The following is a 25388-nucleotide window of genomic DNA, read 5'->3' as shown; positions in this document are numbered from 1 at the left end:
TTAACTTTTCTCCAGACTTTGAAACTAAGTCTAATTACAGTATCCGAGTCAAGACACAAGATGCGGCTGGACTAATTCATGAGAAACAGTTGACTATCACCATCAATGATATCAACGAAACAGGTACAAATGCAGCGCCCACAGATTTAGGAATTAGCAATACCAGTATTGATGAAAATGTTGCCGCTAACTCTGTTGTTGGTGTATTGACTACTACTGATCCAGATGCAGGAGATACTTTCACTTATCACTTAGTTGAGGGTGAGGGTGATGATGATAATGGTGCTTTCACCATTGATGGAGATCAACTCAAAATTAACTTTTCTCCAGATTTTGAAGCTAAGTCCAATTACAGTATCCGAGTCAAAACACAAGATGCAGCTGGACTAATTTATGAGAAAGCGTTAACCATCAATATTAACGATATCAACGAAAATGGTAATGGTGGAACAGCTTCTAACAAATTTCTGACAAAGATTAGTGATGATGTTTTTAATATCAAAGCTAATAATGGCAACGCTACTCTAGACGTTAAATTAACAGGACGCAGTTCTAGTTTTATTAATGAAATAGGGGTATTTACCGTTGATGATGCGGCTGGTACAATTGACGGTATTGCTCCAGGTGCTGCGGGTTATGCAGAAAAAGCTTTATTAAGAAGTCAGGTAATTTTCTCTGCGCTTACTAATCCTCCTGCTGGCTTTGATCCCACCAATCTCAGCCGATTATTAGGATTTAATTCTAATGACAATTTGAGATTCTATTTGGTTAAAGGTGGTTCAACTGAGTCTGTACTCAATAACACCACTGCCAAAGAAAATGTCCTGTTTCCTGCCCCTTCTACCCTCAAGATTACAGATTTGGGATCTGATAGTTTCTCCCTAGCTTGGGAAGATGGTTCTGGTAATCCTAATGGTTTTGAGGATTTGCTAGTCACAATTAAGGCAAGTGATAAAGCTATATCTCTGGGTACAAATCTGCAAAATAAACCACAGGGAGAATCGCTGGATTTGCGGAATATCACTGGTACAGTAAACGCTGAGTTTGTTGTTAACCGAGAAGCAAGTTTTAACAATTTTATTGGCTTCTATCGCATCACAGATGAGAATGGTGGGATTGATATTAATGGTGATGGTACGGCCGATATTCTCCCTGGACAAGATGGTTATATTCAAGCGGCTCTAAATGGGCGTGTTCCTGATATTAATTTAACTGTAAACAACAGTGGAACAGCAGTTTTTAATGCGACACTTCACGGTGGTTCTCTCTTTGTACCATTTCTGATTGCTAATGGTACACCCGATGCCCTACTTGATAGCGATCCTAATAATAACCCAAATATTTACTTTACCTTCTTGGGTGCTAATTCAGATGGCGCTGATCATGTGCGGATTTTAGGTGATAATACTTTTGGTTTTGAGGATCTATTTGGTGGTGGTGACAAAGACTTCAATGATATGGTTGTTAAAGTGAATTTGACTCCTGTAGCTTAGAAGATCATGTTCTAGAATCCTGATAGAGACGTTCTATGGAACGTCTCTGATAATGCGATAATGCGATCGCTCATAAACCCTAATTTCCTTAATTCCCAAACTATATGCAGGGGAATTTGAATTGTTAATCTAGTCTTCCTGGGAATCTTGGACTAAAGGTGCAAGGAAGACTAGGACAATCAGGAGGACAAGAAAGACAAAGGGGACAATCAGATAAATTAGAATATTAGTTTGTGTCGGCTGCGACTGTTTTAGCTGTTTCATCATTTTTATTCCCGTTCCTAATCCTTTACAAGATTCTGGGATTTTGTGAACAAACGGGAAGAAGTGGTGAAAATTTTGGCCGCAGTAAATAGTGTTTTCTAATACAAAATCTTGAACATTGGCAAGAAAAATCCAGGACTAAATCTTCATCTCTCGGAAGTTAGATTTTTTATTGATCAAGATGATATATGATGATTTTTGGGCGATTTATAATCGCCAGGGCTAATAATTAATTAGACTTTTTCATTCTTGAAGATTTAAATTCATCATCATCTCGTAAGTTGCCACATTAAATCCATGATCTTCAAATAACTTTTTAGCAAACTGATTTTGGGCTGCAACTTGGAGGATCAATATTTTTGAACCTAATTGTTTTGCTGCATCTACTGTAGCATTTAATAGTAATTTTCCTGCTCCCAGTCCCCGCGCTGATTCATCAATGTATATATCATGAAGCCATACTGCTGCTGGGGCAATATCAACTAAACTGCTTTCTTCTAACCGGATAAAGGAGTAACCAACAATTTCATTTTCTACTTCTACAACCAATACAACTGCTTGAGGATTTACAATTTGTTGAGCAAAAAAATCATAAAGCTGTTGTTGATGATTTTCAAATTCAACAAATCTTAAAGGATTAAAATTTTGATGTTGATGAACGAGTTTGAGTGCGTACTTGTTCACTCCTGGATGATCATTTATAGTGGCTTTTCTAATTGTAATATTTGGTTTTTGCATTTTGTATATAGGGTTTCCTAGTCTGTTGAGAGGATGTTTGAAAAGTCTTTAGTTAAGTAAACTGTCTAAATCAGGATGTCCAGGATTAAAGGATTAACAGGATGAAAACAGAAATTTATCAATTACCCATTACTAGTCTTAAGTAGATAACTAGCAACTTGAGTTAAAATATAAAGATGATTTTCGTTGTTTTTTCTGAGAAAAAAGGTTTCACTTACAGTTAACACTAATGGATCATTAAGTTATTTTTGTAATCTACTCCAGCAATACGGATATTTTTTGACATCAGTATGCAGAAAATAGTTGTCAAATACTTGGCAAATAAAAAATCATCTGCTATATTATTCTCATACCCAAAAACCTAATCCCCTAATCCCCTGTCCCTACGGGGATGTAGAGACGTTCCTCGGAGCGTCTCTACTCTTTTGTATTGAAGTTGAAAGGGAGAAGGAAAAATTCTTCCCTATCTCTCCAGTTATTTCCTAATCAGCATTGAGAATTTTGGGAACTCGGAAAAAATCACCTTCCTGCTGAGGCGCACTGTTGAGGATTGCTTCCCTTTCAGGATAGGGTTGGAGAATATCTTCTCTAGTAACATTGCTAACATCAATAGCTCTGGTTGTTGGCGCGACATTGGTAACATCCAGTTGATTTAGTTGTTCTATATAATCCAGAATACTACCTAGTTGAGTAGTAAATTTTGTTTCTTCCTCTGCTGTCAATTCTAAACGAGCGAGATTAGCAACTTTACGAACTTGTTCACTATCAATCATAATTTATTTGTGGTCAGTGGTTAATAGTCAATAGTCAGTAGTCAGGGTAATTTTAAACAACTGACAACTGAACTAATTTTTTAAAAGAATATGTCAATTTGCGATCGCCCAGTAGTTTTGAGCCAGTTTTGGGCTTCAATATAATTATTGGGGGCCATGCGAATTGCTCTAATCCAATAATCCGCTGCTTGATCAAATAATGCTTCACCACCGTCATTATCCCCAGTTTCCTTAGCTCTCTCACCTTGAAAATGATAAATCACAGCGATGTTATTCAAAGCTTGGGGTAAGCGGGGATTTAACTCAATAGCCTGATGATAATACTCTAAAGCCTTATTATGATCACCGTTACTAGCATAAATTAACCCCATATTATAGAGAATATAACTCCGATCATTAGAGTCTTCTTCCATTTCTAAGGCTTCTACATAGTAATCTAGTGCTTCGGCATATTCACCTTCTGCCTGTGCGGACATCCCATCTCGGTAATAAACAAATGCTTCTTTGGCTTTTTTGTTGGTTGGCAATATCTTGAGGATGATATCTGCCATCACGGTAAAGGATTTGTCAACAAAGTTATCGTTTTTCTGTGTTCTTGGCATATTCGCCTCTATAATTACTCAAATGAAGCAGACACTATTTAGCCGCAAGTTATTTGAGAGTGGTATTTTCCAACTAGCATACCGCTAATTTAACCGATCTGCGGGAGTTTGAGTTAAGCAAAAGGCAAGATGCAAAAAACAAATTCTTTTTAATTTTTAATTATTCTGTTTCTATTTCCGAAACAAAGATAAAGACTACTGTATAAACAAGTTAAGTTAACTATTGCACACAAGCCACACCCCAGCCGCGATGGTAAAAGAAATAGCAATTCGCACCACTGGACTAACTAAGCAATTTGAAAGGCACGTTGCTGTCAATGATGTTGACTTAGAAATCCATAGGGGTGAAGTTTACGGATTAATTGGTCCTAATGGGGCGGGTAAAACCACCCTAATTCGGATGTTAGCCACTGCTGAAGAACCGACTACTGGTGAGATTTATATTAACGGCGATCGCCTTTTACGAGATCAAAGCAACCTCAAACTTAAACGTCGTCTTGGTTATTTACCCGATGACTACCCACTATATGAAGATTTGACAGTTTGGGATTATTTAGATTATTTTGCGCGGTTGTATCGCTTGCAAGGAAAACACCGTACCCAACGTCTCCACGAAGTTCTAGAACTCATTCAACTGGGTAATAAACGTCATAGCATGATTTCTACACTCTCACGGGGCATGAAGCAGCGTTTAAGTTTAGCCCGCACCATTATTCATGAACCAATTTTACTCCTTTTAGATGAACCCGTTTCTGGACTTGATCCCATTGCGCGGATGCAATTTCGGGAAATTATTAAAGCTTTACAAGAAGCCGGAATGACGATTTTAATTTCCTCCCACGTTCTCAGTGACTTAGCGGAATTGTGTACGTCAGTGGGAATTATGGAACTAGGTTTTTTAGTGGAAAGTTCTTCACTCAAACATCTTTATCAGCGTCTTTCCCGACAGCAGATTTTAGTCTCCACTTTGGGCAATATAGATATATTAGTGAGTGAACTAAAAAATCATCCTTTAGTAGAAGAGTGGGAGGTAATACCTAGTCAAAATAGTGTGCGAGTCAATTTTTCCGGTAAACCAGAAGATTCTGCTGATTTATTGCGATCGCTTGTCAGTACAGGAATTCCTTTAACAGAGTTTCATTGTACCCAAGAAGACCTAGAAACTATTTTCCTGAAATTAGGTCACAAACAAGCATCATAGATAATTTTGGATTTTAGATTTTGGATTTATTTTCTGCACAAAGTTAAAAATTGTTCAAAAATAAAACTTCTCAATTTTTGGAGGTATTGACTATGTTACTCAATTTCATAGACAGAGTGGGAGAATTAAATCCCCAACTATTCCGAGAACTTAAAGGCAGATTCAAGCCTTTTAATATCCTGATAGCTATGGGTTCTTCTTTAATATTACAACTCATAGTTTTCCTCTTTCAACTACGAGAATTTCCCGACGAAAACTACTATATCAAAGCAACCTACTGTACTTTGGGAGCGGGTTATGAAAAGCAAGAGCAAGCACTTTATCAACAACAAAATGTACTTACTCAAAGAATAGAAAGTTATCGCCAAATTCCCCTCACAGATAATACCATTATCCCCCAGTTACAAGCTCAACTTCAACAAGTTCAAAATGAGCTATCCAGCCTCCAGCATTATTTATCTAAAAATATTTGTCCATTAGATAAAATAGATTGGCAATTGTGGTGGCGAGATCATTGGGAATACACATTTTTAGCATTTAGTGTAATTTTCGTTTTTACACTATTAGTTGGGGGAACTTATTTACTAATTAGTGATTTAGCCAAAGAAGAACAACGGGGAACATTGAACTTTATTCGGCTTAGTCCCCAAACAGAAACAAGCCTCTTGACGGGAAAAATCATTGGAGTCCCTAGTTTAATTTATCTCTTTGTTCTCACCGCAATTCCTCTACATTTCTGGGCAGGACATTCTGCTCAAATTGCCTCAAGTCACATTTTCAGTTATTACGCTGTTCTAGTTGCTAGTTGCATTTTCTTCTACAGTGCAGCCCTAATTTTTGGTTTAATTAGTCGCTGGTTTAGCAGCTTTCAACCTTGGTTAGGTAGTGGTGCTGTACTTGTGTTCTTGTTTATGACAATGACAATGGTATCGTCTTATGGAGAATTCAATAATCCCCTAACTTGGATTAGATTCTTTAGTCCTTGGGATATTACCAATTATCTATTTCCTAATCTGTTTCGTTCATATAGAGACTCATCAATAGAAAAGCTCCAATTCTTCTATTTACCAATAGGACAAAATTTAATTACCTTGGTTGGCTTTCAATTAGTTAATTACGGAATTTGCTCCTACGGCATTTGGCAAGCGATGAAACGCTGCTTTCGGAATGCAGATAGTACAATATTGAGTAAAGGACAAAGTTATTTATTTATAGCTTTTACTCAGGTCATGTTTTTAGGATTGACTATACCCGCAGTTGATAATAAATACGATGTAGGGATGATATTCCTGATTGCTTTATTCAATTTTACCTTAGTTCTAGCATTAACTATTGTCCTTTCACCCCATCGTCAAACTATCCAAGATTGGGCAAGATATAGACACCAAAATCATCGAGATAAATCTTTATTACAAGATTTAGTTTTTGGTGAAAAAAGCCCGGCAATTGTTGCCATAGTAATTAATCTTTTAATTGCTACTACACCAATAATCATCTGGATTTTGTTCTCTCCTAACAATTTCTATGATGATAATATTGACAAAAATAAAGTCCTCTTAGCGATGGTTTTATCCTTCAGTTTAATGCTGATATATGCCACAATCGCTCAACTAATGCTACTCATGAAAAACCCCAAACGTTATATATGGGCAGTTGGGACTATAGGGGTAGCTATGTTTCTGCCATCAATTATTCTTTTAGTTGCGGATATTAATCCATCAGAAAATCCAGCTTTGTGGTTATTTTCTACCTTCCCTTGGGCTGCGATAGAACACGCAGGAACAACAACAATCTTCATGGCACTTTTAGCTGATTTTACAGTTGTAGCCTTGTTAAACTGGCAATTAAATCGAAAAATCAAAGTCTTAGGAGAATCTGCAACCAAAGCATTATTAGCAGGAAGATAACTGAATAATTTTCTAATTTATAACCGCCGATATCCGCGAACACATTGCGTTTATCTGCGGTTAATTTTTTCTATTACACCAACATAAAGATTTATTGGTATTACTGAAGTATAAAATTTCCCAACTCAATATCTCTTAATCTTTGCGCCTCTGCGTGAGGCTTATTCATATTTTTACTCAGCGAATCCGATTGATTTAACACTTGATGATATAATCATACATTATTGCACAAGCCAATAATCAAATATTCAACTTCTCTAAGAAGTCGAGGATCTAAAACTTTCGTATCATTGAGATAATTCCCATAAATTCATGATTAAGGTGCTAAAACTACCCCAGAAATTAATGCTTCTTGGTTCAGGAGAACTAGGAAAAGAATTTGTCATTGCTGCTCAACGTTTAGGCAATTATGTCATTGCTGTTGATAGATATGCTAATGCTCCGGCTATGCAAGTTGCAGATTGTGCAGAAGTTATTTCTATGCTCAGTGCTGATGATTTAGAAACGGTGGTAAATAAACATCAGCCCGATTTTATCATTCCCGAAATTGAAGCCATTAGAACCGAAAAGTTAGAAGAATTTGAACAACGAGGAATTACAGTTATTCCTACAGCAGCGGCTACTAACTACACCATGAACCGCGACAGAATTAGAGAATTAGCACATCAAAAATTAGGAATTAGAACTGCTAAATATGGTTATGCTGTCACCTTAGCAGAATTAATTACTATTTCCGAAGAAATTGGTTTTCCTAATGTTGTTAAACCTGTCATGTCTTCTTCTGGGAAAGGACAATCTGTAGTTAATGATAGCACTGAGGTAGAAAAAGCTTGGAATTATGCAATTTCTAATTCTCGTGGTGATAGTCAAAAGGTAATTGTCGAAGAATTCATTAATTTTGAAATTGAAATTACCTTATTAACAATTAAACAATGGAACGCCCCCACAATTTTCTGTTCTCCCATTGGCCACCGTCAAGAAAGAGGTGATTATCAAGAATCTTGGCAACCCGCAGCCATTTCTGAAGATAAGATATTAGCATCTCAAGAAATTGCTAAAAAAGTTACTGATGCTTTAGGTGGTGCGGGAATCTTCGGCGTAGAATTTTTCATTACTAAAGATGAAGTTATTTTTTCAGAACTATCTCCTAGACCCCACGATACAGGAATGGTGACATTAATTTCCCAGAATTTGAATGAATTTGAATTACATTTGCGAGCAATTTTAGGTTTACCAATTCCCCACATTGAACAATTAGGATTTTCCGCAAGTGCAGTAATTTTAGCTTCAGAAAAATCTGATTCTATTACTTTTACTGGTGTAGCTGAAGCTTTAGCTGCAAAAGATGTTGATATTAAGTTATTTGGTAAACCTACTGCTCATCCTTATCGTCGCATGGGTGTAGCTTTAGCCAAAGGTGGGGATATTCAAGAAGCTAGAGAAAAGGCGACAAAAGCAGCTAGTCAAGTGAAATTAGTAACTGGGGAGAATTAAAAATAAAGGTAAAATAATGAAAGAAGTAACTGCCAATTATGATGAATCTTGGAAAGAAGCATTAACGGAGTATTTTGAAAGCTTTTTGACATTCTTTTTTCCTGAAGTCCATCAATTAATTGATTGGACACAAACTCCTCAGTCCCTTGATAAAGAACTACAGGAGATTACGGCTTCATCAGAAACAGAAAAACGGATTGCTGACCAACTTTATAAAGTTTGGTTACTTGACAAACGAGAAGTTTGGATATTAATTCATGTGGAAATTCAAAGTCAATATGAAGTAGATTTTGGGCAACGAATGTACATTTATAATTATCGTTCCTTTGATCTGTATCACAAACCTGTAGTTAGTCTAGCAGTTTTAGGTGATGAAAGGAATAATTGGCGACCCAGTGCTTATGGTTATTCCCTGGGAGGGTGTGAAGTTAGTCTTAAATTTCCCATTGCTAAACTGCTGGACTATGAATCTCGCTGGCAGGAATTAGAATCTAGTGTTAATCCATTTGCTATCATAGTAATGGCACATTTAAAAACTAAAGCAACCACTGGAAATTTAACAGAACGGGAGCAATGGAAATGGACATTAATTCGCGGACTATATGATAGAGGCTTAACTAAAGAACAAATTGTTACCCTCTTTAAAATCATTGATAAAATGATGACATTACCTGAGCAATTGCAGCGAAAGTTAGTGAATAAAATTAATAGTTTTGAGGAGGAAATAAAAATGCCTTTTATCAGTCCTACAGAAGAAATGGCAATAGAACGCGGTAAAGAAATTGGTAAGGAAATTGGTAAAGAACTTGGTTTGTTAGAAAATGCTCGTAATAGTGTCAAAACTGTTTTGCAAACTCGACTAGGTGAGGTTTCTTTAGAGATTATTGTATCTCTATCTCAAATTTCTAATTTATCTATTTTAGATGAAATGTTGAAGTTGGCAGTAACAGTTAATTCTTTTGATGATTTTAAACAGGCTTTAGAATCGGTAATATCGAAATAATTAATGGCGAATGACATTTGCTAAGAATAAATCAAGTTTTTTAACCCACCTTTTACTTAATTGTAAATTCGGTGGGTTTTGTCTGTTTTTGCGTGCCTTGAAACTTGTATACACAATACTAACAAGTAATATATTGGACTATCATCTAAACTTCTGACATTTACAAAAAATTTTTGTCTTAAACATTGACATTGTTAAAATAATGTTCTAAGCTCATCATATAAGCAGGCTCTTTTTGGAGGTCGAACCATGCCTGATGGGGATATATTTCACGGGCTTTCAGGACTTTATCAGAAGCCATACCGAATACTGTGTGAAGGAAAGCTTGAACGCAACGAATCAGCCAGGATTACGATGGAAGCCTTTCTCAAGGATCTCAAAAAAAAAGGTGCTGCTGCTATTGTGATAGCTAAGGGTATGGGGGAACTTTTAGCCCAAGTGATTAAAGATGCTGCTAATAATCAATCCATAGATTGGGCTGATTTAAGTAAAAAACTTGATAGATTAGCACAACAAGCCAATATACCAAATCGAACTAAGTCACTGGTCAATGATGCTGGAAAGAGTATTTTCAATGATTTGCGTTATGGTCAGCAATTTGATATCAACACTATTTCAGAAACAGTTATAGAAAGATATATGCAGAAGGTGTATGTATCAGAATTTGAGGGACGAATTCCACTCATTACCAATCACAACGCCAAAGATGACAATTTAACTTTTACCGAGCGTATAGAGGCACTAAGAAACGATATATTTTCCGAGATCAGGAAGTGGGCAAAAAAAGCGAATGTAGATGAGGATGTAGCCAACCTGAAACGGACTCGGCGATCGCAGTTAAAAGAAATAGATATGGAGGAGGATCTGGTAATATGAACTACAGACCTTCACTTCAGAAAAAATCTAATGAAAGTGATCACAGCGATTACACTTTAAACTTTCAACCTGTATTAAATAGTAATGGTTCTGTGCAGTTTTTTGATCACTCTCAGGATAAAAAGCTAACTCTTGGCATTAATGTAGATGATACAGAGTTCAAATATCGTGTTAAGGCAGAGTTTCCTGCTATTGTTGCCGATCTTATTGACCTTGCTGTTGCCATATATACTTCAGATCGTCTTGCTCCTCAAAGTCTTACAAAGAAGCAACGCCGATTTTATGTGATACTGCCATTACGTCATCCAGAATTGTTTAGTAGTGAACCATTTCGCGCAAAACTAGATGACCTGCTTAGATGGACAACTGATAGCGAATGGGTTTTCGACTTTCAAAAACGGATTGCACCAGAACGCCTTGTTGAACATCAATCTCTTCCTTTAGCACCCCAAGGATGTGAAGTGACCTTGTGGAGTGGTGGATTAGATGCCCTGGCTGGTTTATACACTCGGCTTCTGATGTATCCGGAAAAACAGTTTATCTTATTTGGAACTGGGAGCAACAATAGTGTATATGCCCGCCAGGAAAGAGTATATAAGAACATTCAATCTATCTTTCCCGGTCGCTGCTATCTTTTCCGCCTCCCAATCCGATTTGATGATAGTAGTGAGCAGCCAAAAAACAAGCTTTCCCGTGCGCGAGGTGTTGTATTCACTCTTCTTGGTTCTGCGTGTGCATACCTTATGGGGGAAAAGGTTCTTTATCTGTATGAAAACGGAATCGGTGCAATCAACCTTCCATATCGTGAATCGGCTGTAGGATTGGATCACTCTCGTTCTGTTCATCCCATAACTTTACTAATGGTGAGTGAGGTTGTTTCCGAGCTTGTAGGAGAAGAGTTCCAGGTTAAAAACCCCTTTCTTTTTTGGACTAAAGCCGAAATGTGCAAAGCATTGGCAAAAAATGGAAGAGACGATTTACCATCTTTAACAATGTCCTGTGACAGTCCACATCGCCAAAAGCCAGTTCAATGTGGTTACTGCTCCTCTTGTCTTTTGAGGCGACAATCACTTGCAGCCTCTACTATAAAAGATAGAACTTGCTATGTAGTCTTACATGGAAAGCCTCCAGTCAAAGATCCGAGTTTATGCTTCCTGAATATGCAAGCACAGGTTCGTACCCTTGACTCTTTGTTTGCTTCATCAGATGAACCTTGGATTACTCTAACTAAAAAGTTTCCAATACTTGATGACATAGTTGATCGAACTGCTATGGCAGAAAATTTATTACCTGCTAATATGCGAAGTCTTTTAATTCAACTCTATCAAAATTATGTTTCTGAGTGGAATGCTGTGGAATCACAGATTGCAAACGGATTATTAAGCGATCAGAAGGCATCTAGTAAATATGTAGTCTCATCTCAACAAAGTTGAGGAAAACCATCATGACTACCAACATCCTGGATCACATTGACCTGCGGACATTAGGAGAACTCCTCCAACAAGCCCGTAAAAAATGCAACATGACTCAAGCGGATGCCGCCAAGATCATTGATGCTGCACGCACCACCATGATTGCAATTGAGAAAGGAGAACGCCGTCTCAAAGCCAATGAACTGATTAAACTTGCTCGTGCTTACGGACGTTCTGTAAGTGAATTTGTTCGCCAACGCCCAATAGTCCAACCTTTTGAAGTGCAGTTTCGCGCAGTTTATCAACGCAGTCAAGAACAACAGGCAGAAATTGAGCCATTTATCCTGCATTTAGAGGAATTATGTCAAAATTACCTAGAACTTGAGAAGATAATGGATGCGCCAATACCGCGAAACTATCCTCTTGAGTATCAAGTAACTGATATGCCCATCAAATCTGCTGCGGAGAGTATAGCAGTAGCAGAACGTCAAAGGCTGGGTTTAGGTGATGCTCCTATTTCCCAACTGCGGGACATCCTAGAGCAAGATGTGGGTTTACGGATCTTCTATTTGCAGATGCCACAAAAATACTCAGAAGTGTATAGCTATAATGAGCAAGTTGGCGGTTGTATGGCTATCAATGCCAATCATCCAGAAGAACGTAGGCGCTGGTCAATGGCACATGGATATCTGCACTTTTTAGCGCATCGCCAAAAACCAGAGTTTCATTTTGATGGTCAATATCAACGATTTCCTGAAAGTGAGCAATTAGCAGAAACTTTCCCCAAATATTTCCTCATGCCTACCAGTGGATTGTTGAAGCGGTTTAATGATATGTACCGTACACACGGCAAATTCACGCCAACTAATTTATTTACACTAGCTCATTACTATGGTGTGTCCGTAGAAGCCCTGGTTTATCGGTTAGAAGAAATGGAACTTCTACCTTCAGGAACTTGGGATAAATTGCGAGATAGAGGTTTAAAAGTCAGAAAGGTACAAGAAGAATTAGGTTTAGAACAAATTCCCCAAAGAGTTGATATGATACCACTGCACTATCAACACTTAGCAATTGAAGCACTAGATCAAGGTTTAATTACAGAAGGGCGTTTTGCTGAATTTCTCCATGTTGATCGTTTAGAAGCTCGTCGCATAGCTGAAGCTTTACGAGAATATTCAAGCGGAATGATGGAAGAAGATACGGATTTTGATTTGCGTCAAATCCAAACTACTGGGAAGTGAGGAAAATATGCAAATTACTCACTCCCATATTTTGCTTGATGCTTGTTGTGTTCTCAACCTTTGTGCTTCAGGTCAATTTCTGGCAATTTTGAAATCTCTTCCTGCTGAAATTGTCGTGACTACAGTTGTACAAGAACGCGAATTAAACACACTCCAACGATTTCAAGAAGAAAACAATGATGCTGTATTAGATTTTCAAGAAGCTATTCAACAAGGCTTATTAAAAATTGTAGATTTTGAATCAGAAGCAGAGGAAGAATCTTTTGTAAACTATGCGGCTATTCTTGATGATGGTGAGTCAGCAACTTTGGCGATCGCCGTTCATCGCAAATGGACAGTAGCAACTGATGATAAACGAGCAATTTCATTTATTCAAAAGGAAGATCCCAATCTTCAGATTTTATCAACTTCAGATATCATCAAACATTGGTCAGATGTGGCAAATATTGATTTGTTAACACTCCGTGATGTACTTCAGATCATTAGGATAAAAGGACGTTATGAACCCCCAAAAAATGATCCTCTACGAAAGTGGTGGATCAATGCGTCTTAATTTATTTCTCTATTTTTACTGTTCATGGGATTTATCTGGATATTGATCAAGATATAATATATTAAGAAATATTTCACACAAAGGTAAGAAGATGCAAAGGGTGGTTTTGTCAAGGAGTTTACAGGTTAATTGGGTGAGTTTTTTTGCTGATTTCCTGTTAGCTGGGATGGTGTTTGGTCCCCCTATTGCTCCTTTTTTGGCTGCGTCTGGTGTGTTTGTGCTTCCGGGTATTGCGGACATTATTTACTTTATGGGTAATCATGTCTGTCCACAGCCTACTATGGGTTTAGAGTTAGCACCACCTTTTATTATGGCGGTGTGTATGCGCTGCTATGGAACAGTAACGGGTTTGTTGGTTACTCGGATTTTATATGGTTTAACTGATGGAAAAGGTATTTTTTGGTTAAATCAATATGGTTGGACTGGTGTGGCTTTTGCTAGTGTATTGATGATGGCTTATCCGTTGGAATTAGCAGCGCAAGTTTTCGGTTTATGGGATTTTAATAATTATATTGTTACTCCTTTTGGGTTGATTACTGGTTTGGCTTGGGGTTTATTTACTATGCCGATTTTGCATTTCCGCAAGTTATAAAGTCGGTTGGGTTAAAAAACCCAACACCAAACATCAATTTCCCCAAACCGTTAATTAAGTAAACGTAGACAAAATTGGACTTTTCTTTTTTGTATTACGTTCTGCAAAATATCCTCGCTTAACAGTTATTGATATTAGCCCAAAATCAACCCAGTTTGGGGAGGAATAGTTAAACCAAGATTGTTACTATTCCAAGCAATTTCTCCATTACCAAATAGAATTTGATCAGGTTGATTTTGTAAAAGTCTACAATCTACATTTACTGACATTAGTTCATTTCCTGCATTCACAGCAATAATTAATTCTTCATTTTCCAAAGTTCTTGCAAATACATAAACTGTGGCTTTAGCATAAAGAACTTGATAATTACCAATTCGCAAAGCTGGGTAATTGTGACGCAAAGAAATTAATTGTTTATGAGTATTGAGGATTGCTTGATTCCAGTCAGATTGTGTGGGAAAAACTCGCCGACAATCTGGATCTATTTCACCAGCTAAACCAACTTCATCACCATAATAAATGCTTGGTGGTCCGGGAAAAGTCAATAGTAATAATACACATAGTTCTACACTAGATTGATCACTATCAGCAATAGTAATGATTCTAGATGTATCGTGACTACCGAGTAAATTTAATTGAGTAAGTTGAATTTCCCAAGGATAAAGTGCTAAAAGGGCTTCAATTTTAGCAGCATATCCAGCCGCATCTATAGCTGGATAGGGATAATAATCTCGACATTGTACGTGCTTTAAGACGACGCGATCGCCTACTGCAAAGGCAATTGTGGCCTCATTAAATAAATAATTCATCACCCCATCAAATTGTGTGCCATCGAGCCATTGACGGGCATCTGACCACACCTCACCCACAATATAAGCATCTGAATTAATGGCTTTAACTCTTTGGCGAAATTCCTGCCAAAAACCAGGAGTTTTAATATCAAAAGGCACATCTAAACGCCAACCATCAATCCCAAATTTAATCCAATATTCAGCAATTTCCATCAGATATTCTTGGACATCTGGATTATCATGATTAAAAATTGGTAAAGATCGGACACCAGCCCATGCACCATAATTAGGAGGTAATTTATCGTCATAAGGTGAAAGTGGCCAACCTTCAATTTTAAACCAATCTACCCAAGGGGAATTAGATCCATTTTCTAAAACGTCATGAAAGAAGAAAAAGCCCCGACTAGAATGATTAAATACTCCATCTAGAACTATTTTCATATTTCTGGCGTGGGCTGCATCTAATAATTCTCGAAAAGCCTGATTACCGCCTAAGATTGGATCTACTTGATAATAATCATGGGTATGATAACGATGATTACTAGCAGATTGGAAGATTGGTGTAAAGTAAATAGCCGTAACTCCTAAACTTTGGATATAGTCTAATTTTTCTAAAACACCCCACAAATCACCACCTTTATAACCTTGGTGTGTAGGTGGACTATCCCACGCTTCCAAATTGGTATTATTTAAAAAACTCTGACGGGAGTGTTGACTTCTAGCAAATCTGTCGGGAAATATTTGATAAAAAACTGCGTGTTTAACCCAATCTGGTGTTTGAATTTGCATAATTTTAATTTTGATTAATTTTGAGAAGGTTAGCTTATGCCCAAATATGACGAATTAAGGGGATTTTAGAGACGTTTTTGATAATGTCTTTAATTTTCTCACTAGATGTCTATTTAGAGACGCATTTTTATTTGGTCGAGAACATAATACAAATGTTCTACAAATACTGCTGATTTACTAGTGCTATTAAGCACAAAACTTTCGATAATAAAATTCTTCCTCAAGATTCTTTGATCCCCCCTTATCAGCTGCTACATACAGTCCTAAACTGTAGATGAGAGTTGAAAGGCAGTCGGGAGAAATTCTGTGAAAAAAGTTTTAGCAATTATTCTGGGTGGGGGTGCGGGTACTCGGCTTTATCCGTTAACCAAACTCCGCGCCAAACCAGCAGTACCAGTGGCTGGGAAGTATCGCTTGATAGATATCCCTGTTAGCAACTGCATCAATTCAGAAATATTCAAAATCTACGTCCTTACTCAATTTAACTCAGCCTCTCTGAATCGTCACATCGCTCGTGCTTACAACTTCAGTGGGTTTAGTGATGGGTTTGTGGAAGTGTTAGCAGCACAACAAACCCCAGAAAACCCCAACTGGTTTCAAGGTACGGCTGATGCTGTGCGTCAGTATATCTGGATGTTACAAGATTGGGATGTAGACGAATTTTTGATTCTCTCAGGTGATCACCTGTACCGCATGGATTACCGTCAGTTTATCCAGCGTCACAGAGACACAAATGCTGATATTACACTTTCTGTAATTCCCATTGACGATCGCCGGGCTTCGGATTTTGGCTTGATGAAAATCAATGAATCGGGTAGGGTGATTGATTTTAGCGAAAAACCCAAAGGTGATGATCTAGCAAAAATGCGTGTTGATACTACCATTTTGGGATTGACAAAAGAACAAGCCGAATTACAGCCATATATCGCCTCCATGGGGATTTATGTCTTTAAAAAAGATGTTTTGATTAAGTTGTTGAAAGAATCTTTAGAACGGACTGATTTCGGCAAAGAAATTATTCCTGATGCAGCCAAGGATCACAACGTTCAAGCCTTCTTGTTTGATGACTACTGGGAAGACATTGGGACAATTGAATCTTTTTATGAAGCCAATTTAGCCCTGACTAAGCAACCCCTCCCTCCCTTTAGCTTCTACGATGAAGCAGCACCAATTTATACTCGCGCTCGTTATTTACCACCCTCGAAACTGCTGAATTGCCAAATCACAGAATCCATGATTGGCGACGGTTGTATTTTAAAAGATTGCCGCATTCAACATTCAGTTTTGGGAGTGCGATCGCGGATAGAATCTGGATGTGTGATTGAAGAATCTCTGCTGATGGGTGCTGACTATTATCAACCATCTGTTGAACGGCAATGTAGTTTAGAAGAGAATGATATCCCCGTCGGTATTGGTACAGACACCATTATTCGTCGTGCGATCGTTGATAAAAATGCCCGCATCGGTCACGATGTAAAAATTATCAATAAAGACAACATCCAAGAAGCAGAAAGAGAAAGTCAAGGCTTCTACATTCGTAGCGGCATTGTTGTTGTTCTCAAAAATGCTGTCATTGCTGACGGTACAATCATTTAATCAGTTGTCAGTTGTTCGTTGTCAGTTGTTCGTTGTTTCAATACCACTGACTACTGACCACTGACCACTGACCACTGACCACTGACCAATAACCAATGACTAAATTAATTTTGCTGATTGGTCTTCCTGGTAGCGGTAAATCAACTTTAGCAAAACAATTGTTAACAGAATGCCCCCAGATGCAACTAATTGCCACAGATGCCATCCGGGGGCAGCTTTTTGGTTCAGAAGCAATTCAAGGGTCTTGGCTGCTGATTTGGCAGGAACTGGAACGACAATTTCAACAAGCCATAACCGCAGATCAAGGAGTGATTTTCGATGCTACCAACGCCCAAAGAAGAAATCGCCGGGAAGTGATTAACCTAGCCCGTGATTGTGGCTTTAGTCAGATTACAGCGGTTTGGGTGAGAACTCCAATCTGGTTATGTTTAGCACGGAATCAAAGACGGATTCGCCAAGTTCCAGAGGACATAATTTTCCGAATGTCCCGCCAACTCCGGGATGCTCCCCCCAGCCTAGAAGAAGGGATAAATGACCTGATTTTCTACTCACCAGAGGAACAGTACGGGAATTGCGCTGGTACATTCAGCAAAAACCCCACTTGATGTTGAGGATTGTTTGTTAGTTTAGAATTAGAATCTTTATGCCTGGCATTAGACCAAGTAGACAGTAAATCTCATATAGCAGGGAACGGGTCACAGGAATGAAAATCATAAGGGGATCAGATTTTTATGATCACTGTATGTTTTCATCCCACTGATAAACGCTATATCTTAGAAAAAAACATAACTTAAATTTCTACAGGAGGCTGGTAGATGGCTGCAACCGACTTTAAAGACTATTATGCAATTTTAGGAATTAGTAAAACTGCCACTTCAGAAGAAATCAAACAAGCTTTTCGCAAACTAGCCCGCAAATATCATCCTGATGTTAACCCCAATAACAAACAGGCTGAAGCCAAGTTTAAAGAAGTTAATGAAGCCTATGAGGTTTTATTTGACCCAGATAAACGGAAAAAGTACGATCAATTTGGTCAATATTGGAAACAAGCTGGTCAAGGTTTCCCCTCCGGTGGTGTTGGTGCGGATATGGGTGGCGTTGACTTCGGTCAATACGGCAGTTTTAATGACTTCTTAACTGAATTATTTGGTGGTGCAGGACCACGCAGTGGACGACAAAGTTATTCTTATCGTACTTCCACTGGTAGACCAAGTAGCGGTTTTGGCGGTTTTAATGATTTTGGCTTTCAAGATGCTGGTGGAACACAAGATACAGAAGCTATCATTACTTTAACATTGGCAGAAGCTTTTTCTGGTGTGCAAAAACGGTTTAGTTTAGGAACTGAAACGATTGATGTGCGTATTCCTGCTGGTGCTAAAGCTGGAACTCGCTTACGAGTGAAAGGAAAAGGGCAAATTAACCCCATGAGTCAACAACGGGGAGATTTATATTTAAAGGTGGAATTACAACCCCATTCTTTTTTCCAAATTGAAGGTGATAATCTCGTTTGTGAAGTGTTAATTACTCCTGATGAAGCGACGTTAGGTGCAGCTATTGATGTTCCCACGCCTGACGGTCATGTTAATGTCAAGTTACCTGCGGGAGTCCGTTCCGGTCAATCTCTGCGGTTGCGTGGTAAAGGTTGGCCTATAGCTAAGGGTGGACGTGGTGATCAATTTGTGAAAGTAGCGATCGCACCTCCGAAAGACCTCAGCCCTCAAGAGAGAGAGTATTATGAAAAAATCCGGGCTATTCGTACCTACAACCCCCGCAGTCATTTGGAGCAAGTTAAGTTGTAATAGCAAAACTCTGTGGAGACGTTCCAGGGGAACGTCTTTACAGAATTAAAACTTTTCTAACAAATTCTCTATAGTGGCATTGTGATCTATAAAAGAAAACAAATGCCTATAGATTAATCTCCCATCTTTATCTAATACAAATTGTGCTGGTAATGGCGCTCCTAATGCTTGTCCAGTTTTATAAATACGAAATGTATGACAACTAGGATCACTCAATAATGGCATTTTTAAGCCTAAATCTTGAACGATTATTTGACTTTGCTTTTTATCGGTGCTAGTGATTAATAAAACTTCAATTCCCCGATTTTTAAATTGTTCATAGTTCTCATTTAAAGCTTTAATATGGGGATAACAAAATGGGCAATATTGCTTTTCGGTAAAAATCCTGGTAAAAGCCAGCAGTACAGGCTGTTTACCTCGAAAATCTGATAATTTGATGACAGTATTATTAGTAATATTCGATAATTTAAAGTCCGGTGTTCCCACACCCAATCTAAAATTATCTAAAGCGGGTATGGGTAAAAAATTATGAAAAAATCGCTCATTAAATAAGCCGGTAAAATCAGTTGAAGTCAGCATAATTCCAGGGAATAGATAAAGGGGAATGAGGACGGGAAAAACCCGCCCTGAAAATTAAGCCAAATTAACCGAAATGTTTGATGATTGCGTCAGCAAACTCAGAACATTTCAATGGTTCTACAGGTGGTTCCATTAACCGTGCTAAGTCATAAGTAACTTGACCATTAGCGATCGCATCACCTAATCCTTTTTTAACTAAATCTGCGGCTTCTTGCCAACCCATAAATTCCAACATCATCACACCGGAAAGAATCACAGAACCGGGGTTAATTTTGTCTAACCCTGCGTGTTTGGGGGCTGTCCCATGGGTAGCTTCAAAAATCGCGCAGGAGTCGCCAATATTTGCCCCTGGACCCATGCCTAAACCGCCGACAATAGCCGCAGCAGCATCAGACAGGTAATCACCGTTGAGGTTCATTGTCGCCAGAATAGAATACTCATCTGGACGAGTTTGGATTTGTTGAAAGATACTATCAGCAATGCGATCATTGACCATGATTTTCTCTTTCCATTTGCCATTTCCATGGCTTTCCCAAATTGTATTTAGAACTGTTTCTACTTCTTTGACAATTTGCGCCTTTTTCTCTGGTGTCAAAGAATCAAAACCAGGATCAATCTCATGGGCATTTTCTTCTAAGGAAATATGGGGGTTTTTCTCCTTATTACCCAAAATCCAAGATTCTCGTTCTGTCACAGTTTCTTGACGGAATTCCGTAGTGGCTAATTCATAACCCCAATCACGGAAAGCGCCTTCAGTGTATTTCATGATATTGCCTTTATGCACCAAGGTGACTTGTTGCTTATTTTTGGGCAATAACAAGGCGTGTTTGATAGCGCGACGCACAAGCCGCTGAGAACCGGTTTTGCTGATGGGTTTAATACCGATACCAGCATCGAGAGGAATTTGCTTTTTACCATGTTCTGGTGTAGCGGGTATCAATTCCTCATTGAGGAATTTTATCAGGCGATCGCCTATTTCACTTCCCTGCTTCCACTCAATCCCCAAATAAATATCTTCCGTATTTTCCCGATAAACAATCACATCCAGTTTTTCGGGAGTTTTGTGGGGAGATGGTGTACCAGCGTAATATCTACAAGGACGCACGCAGGTATAAAGGTCAAAAATTTGGCGTAATGCGACGTTCAAAGAACGAATTCCCCCACCGACGGGAGTAGTTAGGGGTCCTTTGATAGCTACACCATATTCTTTAATAGCTGTCAATGTATCCTGAGGTAAATACTGATATGTACCATATAAATCACAGGCTTCATCACCAGCATAAACCCGAAACCAGCTAATTTTTCTTTTGCCTTTGTAAGCTTTTGCTACGGCTGCATCAAGCACCTTTTCCGTCGCTGGCCAAATATCTATACCCGTACCATCACCCCGAATAAAAGGGATAATAGGATTTTCAGGAACAACCGGCTCACCATTTTTGAAGGTAATTTTCGCGCCGGTAGTGGGAGGAGTAATCTTTTCGTACATATTTCACACATTCCAAATAGAAGAAGTTCAGGAGTCGTAGGGGCGCAGGGCCTGCGCCCTCGAATTACTCAAATTACTGCACCCCTACAGTAGTTCATATACAGCAGATTGCAGATCAATGAGGTACAGAATCTAAATTGAAACCTATACACTGTAGGGGCGAAGCATTCGGGCGATAAATTATCAGTTTTTTCCCAAGTTTATTTTCCGAATGCTTCGCCCTTACACCAAATGCTTCCCTCCTAAGACTCCTGATTCCTGCTGTATAATTGAAGCAACTTTTGTATTCTGTAACTCCTGGATTTGTGAACACCTTAGTCATGAGGCGCAGATCATCCCCTACTTTACCTGATAAAGTATTGTTGGCTGAGATTTCGCTAAAGCCACCGTGAGTCATTTTTTCAGTTACATACTCAAGAGGCTTGCAAATTTTCCCCAAGATTTGGAGTAAACTACTTTTCGCTATTTGTACTTCATTTTGTAGAATAACCGATAGCAATAGATAGTTTATTCACGCTCACGCTAACACGAGTAATGGCATGACAGACCCAATGATTGTATCAGGCACTACAAATGATCTCGACTCCCTTCGCCAAAAGTTAATCGCTGGGTCAGAAAAAGTCCAACAACAAATCATCCCGCAGTTAGCTGACTTGGGTAATGATGGGTTAGATATCTTGAAGGAATTTTTACTAAGCCGTCGTAACGCTCCAGCAACTTGGATTGATGGCAAAGTCTACCAAGTCATCTACAATACTGATGCACCGACAAGTCAAGAATTTCTCCAAACTAACTTCCCTGAAGGAATTGTACCTCTAAAATCGGACTGTGGGATCAGTTACAATTCTTTGCAAAAGCTACTTGCAGATCAAGATTTTCAAGCGGCGGATCTCTTGACAATTCAAAAGATGTGTGAAGCAGCCGGTTCTCAAGCAGTACAACGAAAATGGCTGTATTTCACAGAAGTAGAAAATTTACCAATTCAGGACTTACACACCATTAATCATCTCTGGGTAGTCCACTCAGAAGGTAAATTTGGCTTTTCCGTACAGCGTGAAATTTGGTTAGGTTTAAGTAAAAATTGGGTTAATCTCTGGCCAAAAATTGGCTGGAAAAGTGGTAATAACTGGACAAGATACCCCCACGAATTCACCTGGGATTTAAGCGCCCCTAGAGGTCATTTACCCTTATCTAATCAATTGCGTGGTGTGCGCGTAATGTCTTCTTTGTTGTCTCATCCTGCTTGGAATAAGTAGACTCTTTGCCAGGCCGCAGGCAATTAATCTAAATATTAGATAAATTAAAGATGCGGCTATTCATACTTTAGGTAAATTGTAGATCCAGATATGGTACAGCAACTTACACCAGAAACCACACCCAAACCAGAAATAATCTACCCAGATAGTGATGGGAATCCAATGGCAGAAAATACAGAACACTATGAATGGATAGTTAAAATTAAAGAAAATTTAGAAATATTATTTGCTTCAGAAAATGATGTATTCATAGCAGGTGATTTACTTTGGTATCCTGTGGAAGGAAGTGTAAAAACTCGTCAAGCACCTGATGTAATGGTCATATTTAGTAGACCGAAAGGTAGACGAGGTTCTTACAAACAATGGGAAGAAAATAACATTATTCCTCAGGTAGTATTTGAAATCCTATCTCCAGGAAATCGTACTCAAGAAATGGCAAAAAAACTACTTTTTTATCAACGTCATGGCGTGGAAGAATACTATATTTATAATCCAGATACCATTGAATTAGTCGGATTTATTCGTGAACAAGAATGGTTTGAAGAAATTGAAGAAATCAATAATTGGGTAAGTCCACGATTAGGAATACGTTTTGAGTTAAAGTCAGATACATTAGAAATTTATTATCCTGATGAACGCAAGTTCCTCACATCTCTGGAATTAAATCAACGTGCAGAACAAGAATATCAACGTGCAGAACAAGAACATCAAAATTATCAAGATTTATTAGCTAAATTGCAAGCAAAAGGAATTGATATCAATACGCTATAAAATTTAGACCCCCGACTTATCAAAGAAATCGGGGATTTGAAATTAACCAACCGCAAAACCTGTATATGGTCGCATCAAAGGCTCATGAAAAGCTAAGACAATATCTTCTTTTGGTACTCCCAATTTAACTAATTCATCTGCAATACCAATTTCAGTTCCATCATGTTGTATCCAAATCTTGTCGTTTTTAATATCAAGATGCAAAAGACAACCATGCTGTCTGCGTCTGTTTTTCCAACCAACATACATTAACTGATAATGATTACCAACAGTATCAAAAATCAGTTGTTTCTCAATCTCATCTTTGTTTGAACCTATTTGAGCATACTCTCTAATAACTTGTTGAACATAATTTTGATATTGCTTTAGTTTTTCCATTCTACAATTGCCTCCTGAATCGGATCATAAACAATGATTTTAAGTTGATAATGTTCGACAACTGTTTTGATAAATTGCAATTGAAAGAAAGCGTGATAAACTCCTAAAGGAACAGCTAAATATAAAATTCTTTCTGATTCTTTCTTTTCTAATGCGAAACGATAATTAAAAAACTGTCCAACTGCTGTATGAAACTGAGAAATATTCGATGTACCAGTGAAACTCTTAATTTCAACTGCTATTTTTTCTCCAGTTCTTTCAGCAGCTAGAATTTCTTCAGCCCCAAGATCAATATACATTTCTACATCACCAATTTCAATCCTCAAAGGATCATCCGTGATTACCCAACCCTCTTTTTCTAATCCTTTTCTAACAGCATCATGAAAAATATCTTTAGCTGGCATTCGTTTTAAATTTAGTATTTTTATTTATTATTATAATAAATTTTATCTCACCTTACAGAAATAAATCAGACTACTCGATAGTATAAAAAGCTGCTTATTTTTAAATTGAAATTCAGTATTGACATTCCAGATTCACTATGTCAGTGTATAAACAAGACAGTTAAACAACTGCAATCTTAAGTGAGACTCTAACCCCTAAGTGTCGGTAGTTGTCTCAGCGGTAGGATTCATTGTTGACAAATCCCGGTTGTTGGGTAGTATGAACACTTGCTTTAATGTTTTATTGCATCATTATTTATTTAGGCCGTTACACCCAATTGTAATCAAACCTGCCACAAATAAAGTGTCCGATTTGTTAGACAATTGATGTAATCCGAAAAATAAGGTGTATGAACTTTGGTAAGTGTTGATACTACCTGCAACCGGGATTTGTCAAGAATGAATCCTAATACTGAGACTGAAACTGATTAACATAGAGAAACTAAATGGTATAAAACTAATTTTTCAGTTTTTCTTTCATCTAGTTAAATTGCTATAGATGTGTGATTTGTTAAAGCTGTCCAGCTAACTTAAAAAATTGGACATTTTACGATGACTCATCTACCATTGAACACACAAACAGTTCAAAAAAAAGACTCTGTTGCCATTTTTTGTGATGTTCAAAATGTTGGTTCAATCACGAAAAACGCTGATTTATTACTTGATTTTGCGAAAATACAGGGAAGTATAAAATGGAAAAACTTTTACTATAATTCCCAGCATAAAAATCAAATTGATGCTAAAAATAAATTTGAATCACTTGGTTTTAAATGTGTTGATGTTCCTGATAATTCCAAAAATAGTGCAGATAAGCAACTTATTTTCGATTGTACTCAACTATTTGCACCAAACCGTTCATCTGATCCTAATATAACTATATTGGTATTAGGAGATTGGGATTTTGCTGGGTTAATTTGTATGCTTAAAAAGTTTACAAAAGTGATAATCGTTGCTCAAAAAGGTAGTGCAAGTCCAAAATTAATCAAGTTAGTTGGAGATGAAAACTTCTATTTCATAGACGATTTACCTAAATTAGTTGAAAAAAAAACTCAACCTCAAATAACTAATATCCATGCTCAGATTAGTTACAATGAAGCGGTAGAATGTTTGAAAAAAGCTATCAAGAAAGCAATCTTTCAAGGTAAACCGACAAACTACAGTTATCTTAGTACATTGATGCGTCAACTGTTTCCTAAATATCAAGGAGTTGCGTCTATCTCTACACCTAATGGCAAAAAAATCAAAACCTTTAAACAATTTGTTGATATGGTTGTCAAGGAAGGTAAAGTTATCAGACAAAATCAGGAGTTATTTTTAAAAGAATTAGATAAAATACCTGCCTGAATTTGTC

General features: G+C 37.8%; 24 protein-coding genes. 16 read left to right on the top strand and 8 right to left on the bottom strand.

Going from position 1 to position 25388, the window contains the following annotated elements:
• A partial coding sequence (locus FJR38_RS17730; RefSeq protein WP_168538507.1) for a DUF4114 domain-containing protein occupies nucleotides 1-1493 on the top strand: 1493 nt, incomplete at its 5' end.
• 507 nt (nucleotides 1494-2000) lie between these two features.
• Here the strand turns inward: FJR38_RS17730 and FJR38_RS17725 are convergent.
• The 3 genes from FJR38_RS17725 to FJR38_RS17715 form a co-directional block, all read right to left on the bottom strand.
• Entirely contained in the window at nucleotides 2001-2495 is a 495-nt protein-coding gene (locus FJR38_RS17725) for a GNAT family N-acetyltransferase (protein WP_168538506.1), read from the bottom strand.
• A 482-nt stretch (nucleotides 2496-2977) separates the two neighbouring features.
• Nucleotides 2978-3268 carry an Asp-tRNA(Asn)/Glu-tRNA(Gln) amidotransferase subunit GatC gene (gene gatC / locus FJR38_RS17720; protein WP_168491482.1) on the bottom strand — a complete coding sequence of 97 codons (291 nt, stop codon included), beginning with the start codon at nucleotides 3266-3268 and terminating at the stop codon, nucleotides 2978-2980.
• A gap of 80 nt (nucleotides 3269-3348) precedes the next feature.
• Complete coding sequence (locus FJR38_RS17715) at nucleotides 3349-3870, bottom strand: photosystem I assembly protein Ycf3 (protein WP_168491480.1); 522 nt, start codon at nucleotides 3868-3870, stop codon at nucleotides 3349-3351.
• Between the two features lie 250 nt (nucleotides 3871-4120).
• On the opposite strand from FJR38_RS17715, the gene FJR38_RS17710 reads away from it, so the two are divergent.
• The 9 genes from FJR38_RS17710 to FJR38_RS17670 all read left to right on the top strand — a co-directional run bounded on the left by FJR38_RS17710 (nucleotide 4121) and on the right by FJR38_RS17670 (nucleotide 14149).
• On the top strand, nucleotides 4121-5071 hold the full coding sequence (locus FJR38_RS17710) for an ABC transporter ATP-binding protein (RefSeq protein WP_168491663.1): 951 nt from the start codon (nucleotides 4121-4123) through the stop codon (nucleotides 5069-5071).
• 92 nt (nucleotides 5072-5163) lie between these two features.
• Nucleotides 5164-6978, top strand: a complete 1815-nt coding sequence (locus tag FJR38_RS17705) for an ABC transporter permease (protein ID WP_168538505.1) — start codon at nucleotides 5164-5166, stop codon at nucleotides 6976-6978.
• A gap of 312 nt (nucleotides 6979-7290) precedes the next feature.
• The gene (gene purT, locus FJR38_RS17700; RefSeq protein WP_168538504.1) at nucleotides 7291-8472 is read left to right on the top strand and encodes a formate-dependent phosphoribosylglycinamide formyltransferase; all 1182 of its coding nucleotides are present in this window, start codon (nucleotides 7291-7293) and stop codon (nucleotides 8470-8472) included.
• A gap of 16 nt (nucleotides 8473-8488) precedes the next feature.
• Nucleotides 8489-9475 (top strand): hypothetical protein, encoded by a 987-nt coding sequence (locus FJR38_RS17695; protein WP_168538502.1) that lies wholly within the window; start codon nucleotides 8489-8491, stop codon nucleotides 9473-9475.
• A gap of 249 nt (nucleotides 9476-9724) precedes the next feature.
• On the top strand, nucleotides 9725-10351 hold the full coding sequence (locus tag FJR38_RS17690) for a hypothetical protein (protein ID WP_168538500.1): 627 nt from the start codon (nucleotides 9725-9727) through the stop codon (nucleotides 10349-10351).
• A complete protein-coding gene (locus FJR38_RS17685; protein WP_168538498.1) occupies nucleotides 10348-11784 on the top strand; it encodes a 7-cyano-7-deazaguanine synthase in 1437 nt (478 codons plus the stop codon). The genes FJR38_RS17690 and FJR38_RS17685 overlap by 4 nt, the downstream gene beginning before the upstream one ends.
• 11 nt (nucleotides 11785-11795) lie before the next feature.
• Entirely contained in the window at nucleotides 11796-13004 is a 1209-nt protein-coding gene (locus FJR38_RS17680; RefSeq protein WP_168538496.1) for an XRE family transcriptional regulator, read from the top strand.
• Nucleotides 13005-13011: 7 nt separating this feature from the next.
• Nucleotides 13012-13557, top strand: a complete 546-nt coding sequence (locus tag FJR38_RS17675) for a hypothetical protein (protein ID WP_168538491.1) — start codon at nucleotides 13012-13014, stop codon at nucleotides 13555-13557.
• Nucleotides 13558-13648: 91 nt separating this feature from the next.
• Entirely contained in the window at nucleotides 13649-14149 is a 501-nt protein-coding gene (locus FJR38_RS17670; protein WP_168538489.1) for a DUF2085 domain-containing protein, read from the top strand.
• Between the two features lie 134 nt (nucleotides 14150-14283).
• Here the strand turns inward: FJR38_RS17670 and FJR38_RS17665 are convergent, their stop codons facing one another.
• Nucleotides 14284-15729 carry a glycoside hydrolase family 13 protein gene (locus FJR38_RS17665; RefSeq protein WP_168538487.1) on the bottom strand — a complete coding sequence of 482 codons (1446 nt, stop codon included), beginning with the start codon at nucleotides 15727-15729 and terminating at the stop codon, nucleotides 14284-14286.
• A gap of 306 nt (nucleotides 15730-16035) precedes the next feature.
• Between FJR38_RS17665 and FJR38_RS17660 the strand changes: the two genes are divergently transcribed.
• From FJR38_RS17660 to FJR38_RS17650, 3 genes are all read left to right on the top strand, one after another.
• Nucleotides 16036-17325, top strand: a complete 1290-nt coding sequence (locus tag FJR38_RS17660) for a glucose-1-phosphate adenylyltransferase (RefSeq protein ID WP_168491468.1) — start codon at nucleotides 16036-16038, stop codon at nucleotides 17323-17325.
• A gap of 95 nt (nucleotides 17326-17420) precedes the next feature.
• On the top strand, nucleotides 17421-17930 hold the full coding sequence (locus tag FJR38_RS17655; protein ID WP_168491466.1) for an AAA family ATPase: 510 nt from the start codon (nucleotides 17421-17423) through the stop codon (nucleotides 17928-17930).
• 210 nt (nucleotides 17931-18140) lie between these two features.
• Nucleotides 18141-19124 (top strand): DnaJ C-terminal domain-containing protein, encoded by a 984-nt coding sequence (locus FJR38_RS17650; protein WP_168538485.1) that lies wholly within the window; start codon nucleotides 18141-18143, stop codon nucleotides 19122-19124.
• A 45-nt stretch (nucleotides 19125-19169) separates the two neighbouring features.
• On the opposite strand, the gene FJR38_RS17645 is transcribed toward FJR38_RS17650, so the two are convergent.
• Together FJR38_RS17645 and FJR38_RS17640 are read right to left on the bottom strand one after the other, a co-directional pair.
• Complete coding sequence (locus FJR38_RS17645) at nucleotides 19170-19703, bottom strand: peroxiredoxin (protein ID WP_168538483.1); 534 nt, start codon at nucleotides 19701-19703, stop codon at nucleotides 19170-19172.
• A 64-nt stretch (nucleotides 19704-19767) separates the two neighbouring features.
• Nucleotides 19768-21189 (bottom strand): NADP-dependent isocitrate dehydrogenase, encoded by a 1422-nt coding sequence (locus FJR38_RS17640; protein WP_168538481.1) that lies wholly within the window; start codon nucleotides 21187-21189, stop codon nucleotides 19768-19770.
• 539 nt (nucleotides 21190-21728) lie between these two features.
• On the opposite strand from FJR38_RS17640, the gene FJR38_RS17635 reads away from it, so the two are divergent.
• Entirely contained in the window at nucleotides 21729-22445 is a 717-nt protein-coding gene (locus tag FJR38_RS17635; protein WP_168538479.1) for a GUN4 domain-containing protein, read from the top strand.
• Between the two features lie 90 nt (nucleotides 22446-22535).
• A complete protein-coding gene (locus FJR38_RS17630; RefSeq protein WP_168538475.1) occupies nucleotides 22536-23216 on the top strand; it encodes a Uma2 family endonuclease in 681 nt (226 codons plus the stop codon).
• Nucleotides 23217-23258: 42 nt separating this feature from the next.
• Here FJR38_RS17630 and FJR38_RS17625 read toward each other — a convergent pair whose 3' ends face one another.
• Both FJR38_RS17625 and FJR38_RS17620 read right to left on the bottom strand, forming a co-directional pair.
• Nucleotides 23259-23594, bottom strand: coding sequence for a XisI protein (locus FJR38_RS17625; protein ID WP_168538473.1), 336 nt, complete (start codon nucleotides 23592-23594; stop codon nucleotides 23259-23261).
• On the bottom strand, nucleotides 23582-23998 hold the full coding sequence (locus tag FJR38_RS17620) for a XisH family protein (protein WP_168538471.1): 417 nt from the start codon (nucleotides 23996-23998) through the stop codon (nucleotides 23582-23584). The genes FJR38_RS17625 and FJR38_RS17620 overlap by 13 nt, the downstream gene beginning before the upstream one ends.
• 591 nt (nucleotides 23999-24589) lie before the next feature.
• On the opposite strand from FJR38_RS17620, the gene FJR38_RS17615 reads away from it, so the two are divergent.
• The gene (locus FJR38_RS17615) at nucleotides 24590-25381 is read left to right on the top strand and encodes an NYN domain-containing protein (protein WP_168538469.1); all 792 of its coding nucleotides are present in this window, start codon (nucleotides 24590-24592) and stop codon (nucleotides 25379-25381) included.
• Nucleotides 25382-25388: the final 7 nt, after the last annotated feature.

Origin of the sequence: Anabaena sp. UHCC 0253, from assembly GCF_009712085.1 — a bacterium.
Taxonomy (GTDB): domain Bacteria; phylum Cyanobacteriota; class Cyanobacteriia; order Cyanobacteriales; family Nostocaceae; genus Dolichospermum.
Note: the sequence above shows the minus strand (reverse complement) of the source record. Positions and strands in the feature narration are given on the sequence as shown.

Excerpts from the sequence above, each read along its gene's own strand:
- gatC (WP_168491482.1), bottom strand. The coding sequence starts at position 3,268 with ATGATTGATAGTGAACAAGTTCGTAAAGTTGCTAATCTCGCTCGTTTA.
- FJR38_RS17630 (WP_168538475.1), top strand. The coding sequence starts at position 22,536 with ATGGTACAGCAACTTACACCAGAAACCACACCCAAACCAGAAATAATC.
- FJR38_RS17690 (WP_168538500.1), top strand. The coding sequence starts at position 9,725 with ATGCCTGATGGGGATATATTTCACGGGCTTTCAGGACTTTATCAGAAG.
- FJR38_RS17665 (WP_168538487.1), bottom strand. The coding sequence starts at position 15,729 with ATGCAAATTCAAACACCAGATTGGGTTAAACACGCAGTTTTTTATCAA.
- FJR38_RS17635 (WP_168538479.1), top strand. The coding sequence starts at position 21,729 with ATGACAGACCCAATGATTGTATCAGGCACTACAAATGATCTCGACTCC.
- purT (WP_168538504.1), top strand. The coding sequence starts at position 7,291 with ATGATTAAGGTGCTAAAACTACCCCAGAAATTAATGCTTCTTGGTTCA.
- FJR38_RS17640 (WP_168538481.1), bottom strand. The coding sequence starts at position 21,189 with ATGTACGAAAAGATTACTCCTCCCACTACCGGCGCGAAAATTACCTTC.
- FJR38_RS17655 (WP_168491466.1), top strand. The coding sequence starts at position 17,421 with ATGACTAAATTAATTTTGCTGATTGGTCTTCCTGGTAGCGGTAAATCA.
- FJR38_RS17645 (WP_168538483.1), bottom strand. The coding sequence starts at position 19,703 with ATGCTGACTTCAACTGATTTTACCGGCTTATTTAATGAGCGATTTTTT.
- FJR38_RS17625 (WP_168538473.1), bottom strand. The coding sequence starts at position 23,594 with ATGGAAAAACTAAAGCAATATCAAAATTATGTTCAACAAGTTATTAGA.
- FJR38_RS17710 (WP_168491663.1), top strand. The coding sequence starts at position 4,121 with ATGGTAAAAGAAATAGCAATTCGCACCACTGGACTAACTAAGCAATTT.
- FJR38_RS17725 (WP_168538506.1), bottom strand. The coding sequence starts at position 2,495 with ATGCAAAAACCAAATATTACAATTAGAAAAGCCACTATAAATGATCAT.
- FJR38_RS17675 (WP_168538491.1), top strand. The coding sequence starts at position 13,012 with ATGCAAATTACTCACTCCCATATTTTGCTTGATGCTTGTTGTGTTCTC.
- FJR38_RS17680 (WP_168538496.1), top strand. The coding sequence starts at position 11,796 with ATGACTACCAACATCCTGGATCACATTGACCTGCGGACATTAGGAGAA.
- FJR38_RS17615 (WP_168538469.1), top strand. The coding sequence starts at position 24,590 with ATGACTCATCTACCATTGAACACACAAACAGTTCAAAAAAAAGACTCT.
- FJR38_RS17705 (WP_168538505.1), top strand. The coding sequence starts at position 5,164 with ATGTTACTCAATTTCATAGACAGAGTGGGAGAATTAAATCCCCAACTA.
- FJR38_RS17620 (WP_168538471.1), bottom strand. The coding sequence starts at position 23,998 with ATGCCAGCTAAAGATATTTTTCATGATGCTGTTAGAAAAGGATTAGAA.
- FJR38_RS17650 (WP_168538485.1), top strand. The coding sequence starts at position 18,141 with ATGGCTGCAACCGACTTTAAAGACTATTATGCAATTTTAGGAATTAGT.
- FJR38_RS17670 (WP_168538489.1), top strand. The coding sequence starts at position 13,649 with ATGCAAAGGGTGGTTTTGTCAAGGAGTTTACAGGTTAATTGGGTGAGT.
- FJR38_RS17695 (WP_168538502.1), top strand. The coding sequence starts at position 8,489 with ATGAAAGAAGTAACTGCCAATTATGATGAATCTTGGAAAGAAGCATTA.
- FJR38_RS17715 (WP_168491480.1), bottom strand. The coding sequence starts at position 3,870 with ATGCCAAGAACACAGAAAAACGATAACTTTGTTGACAAATCCTTTACC.
- FJR38_RS17685 (WP_168538498.1), top strand. The coding sequence starts at position 10,348 with ATGAACTACAGACCTTCACTTCAGAAAAAATCTAATGAAAGTGATCAC.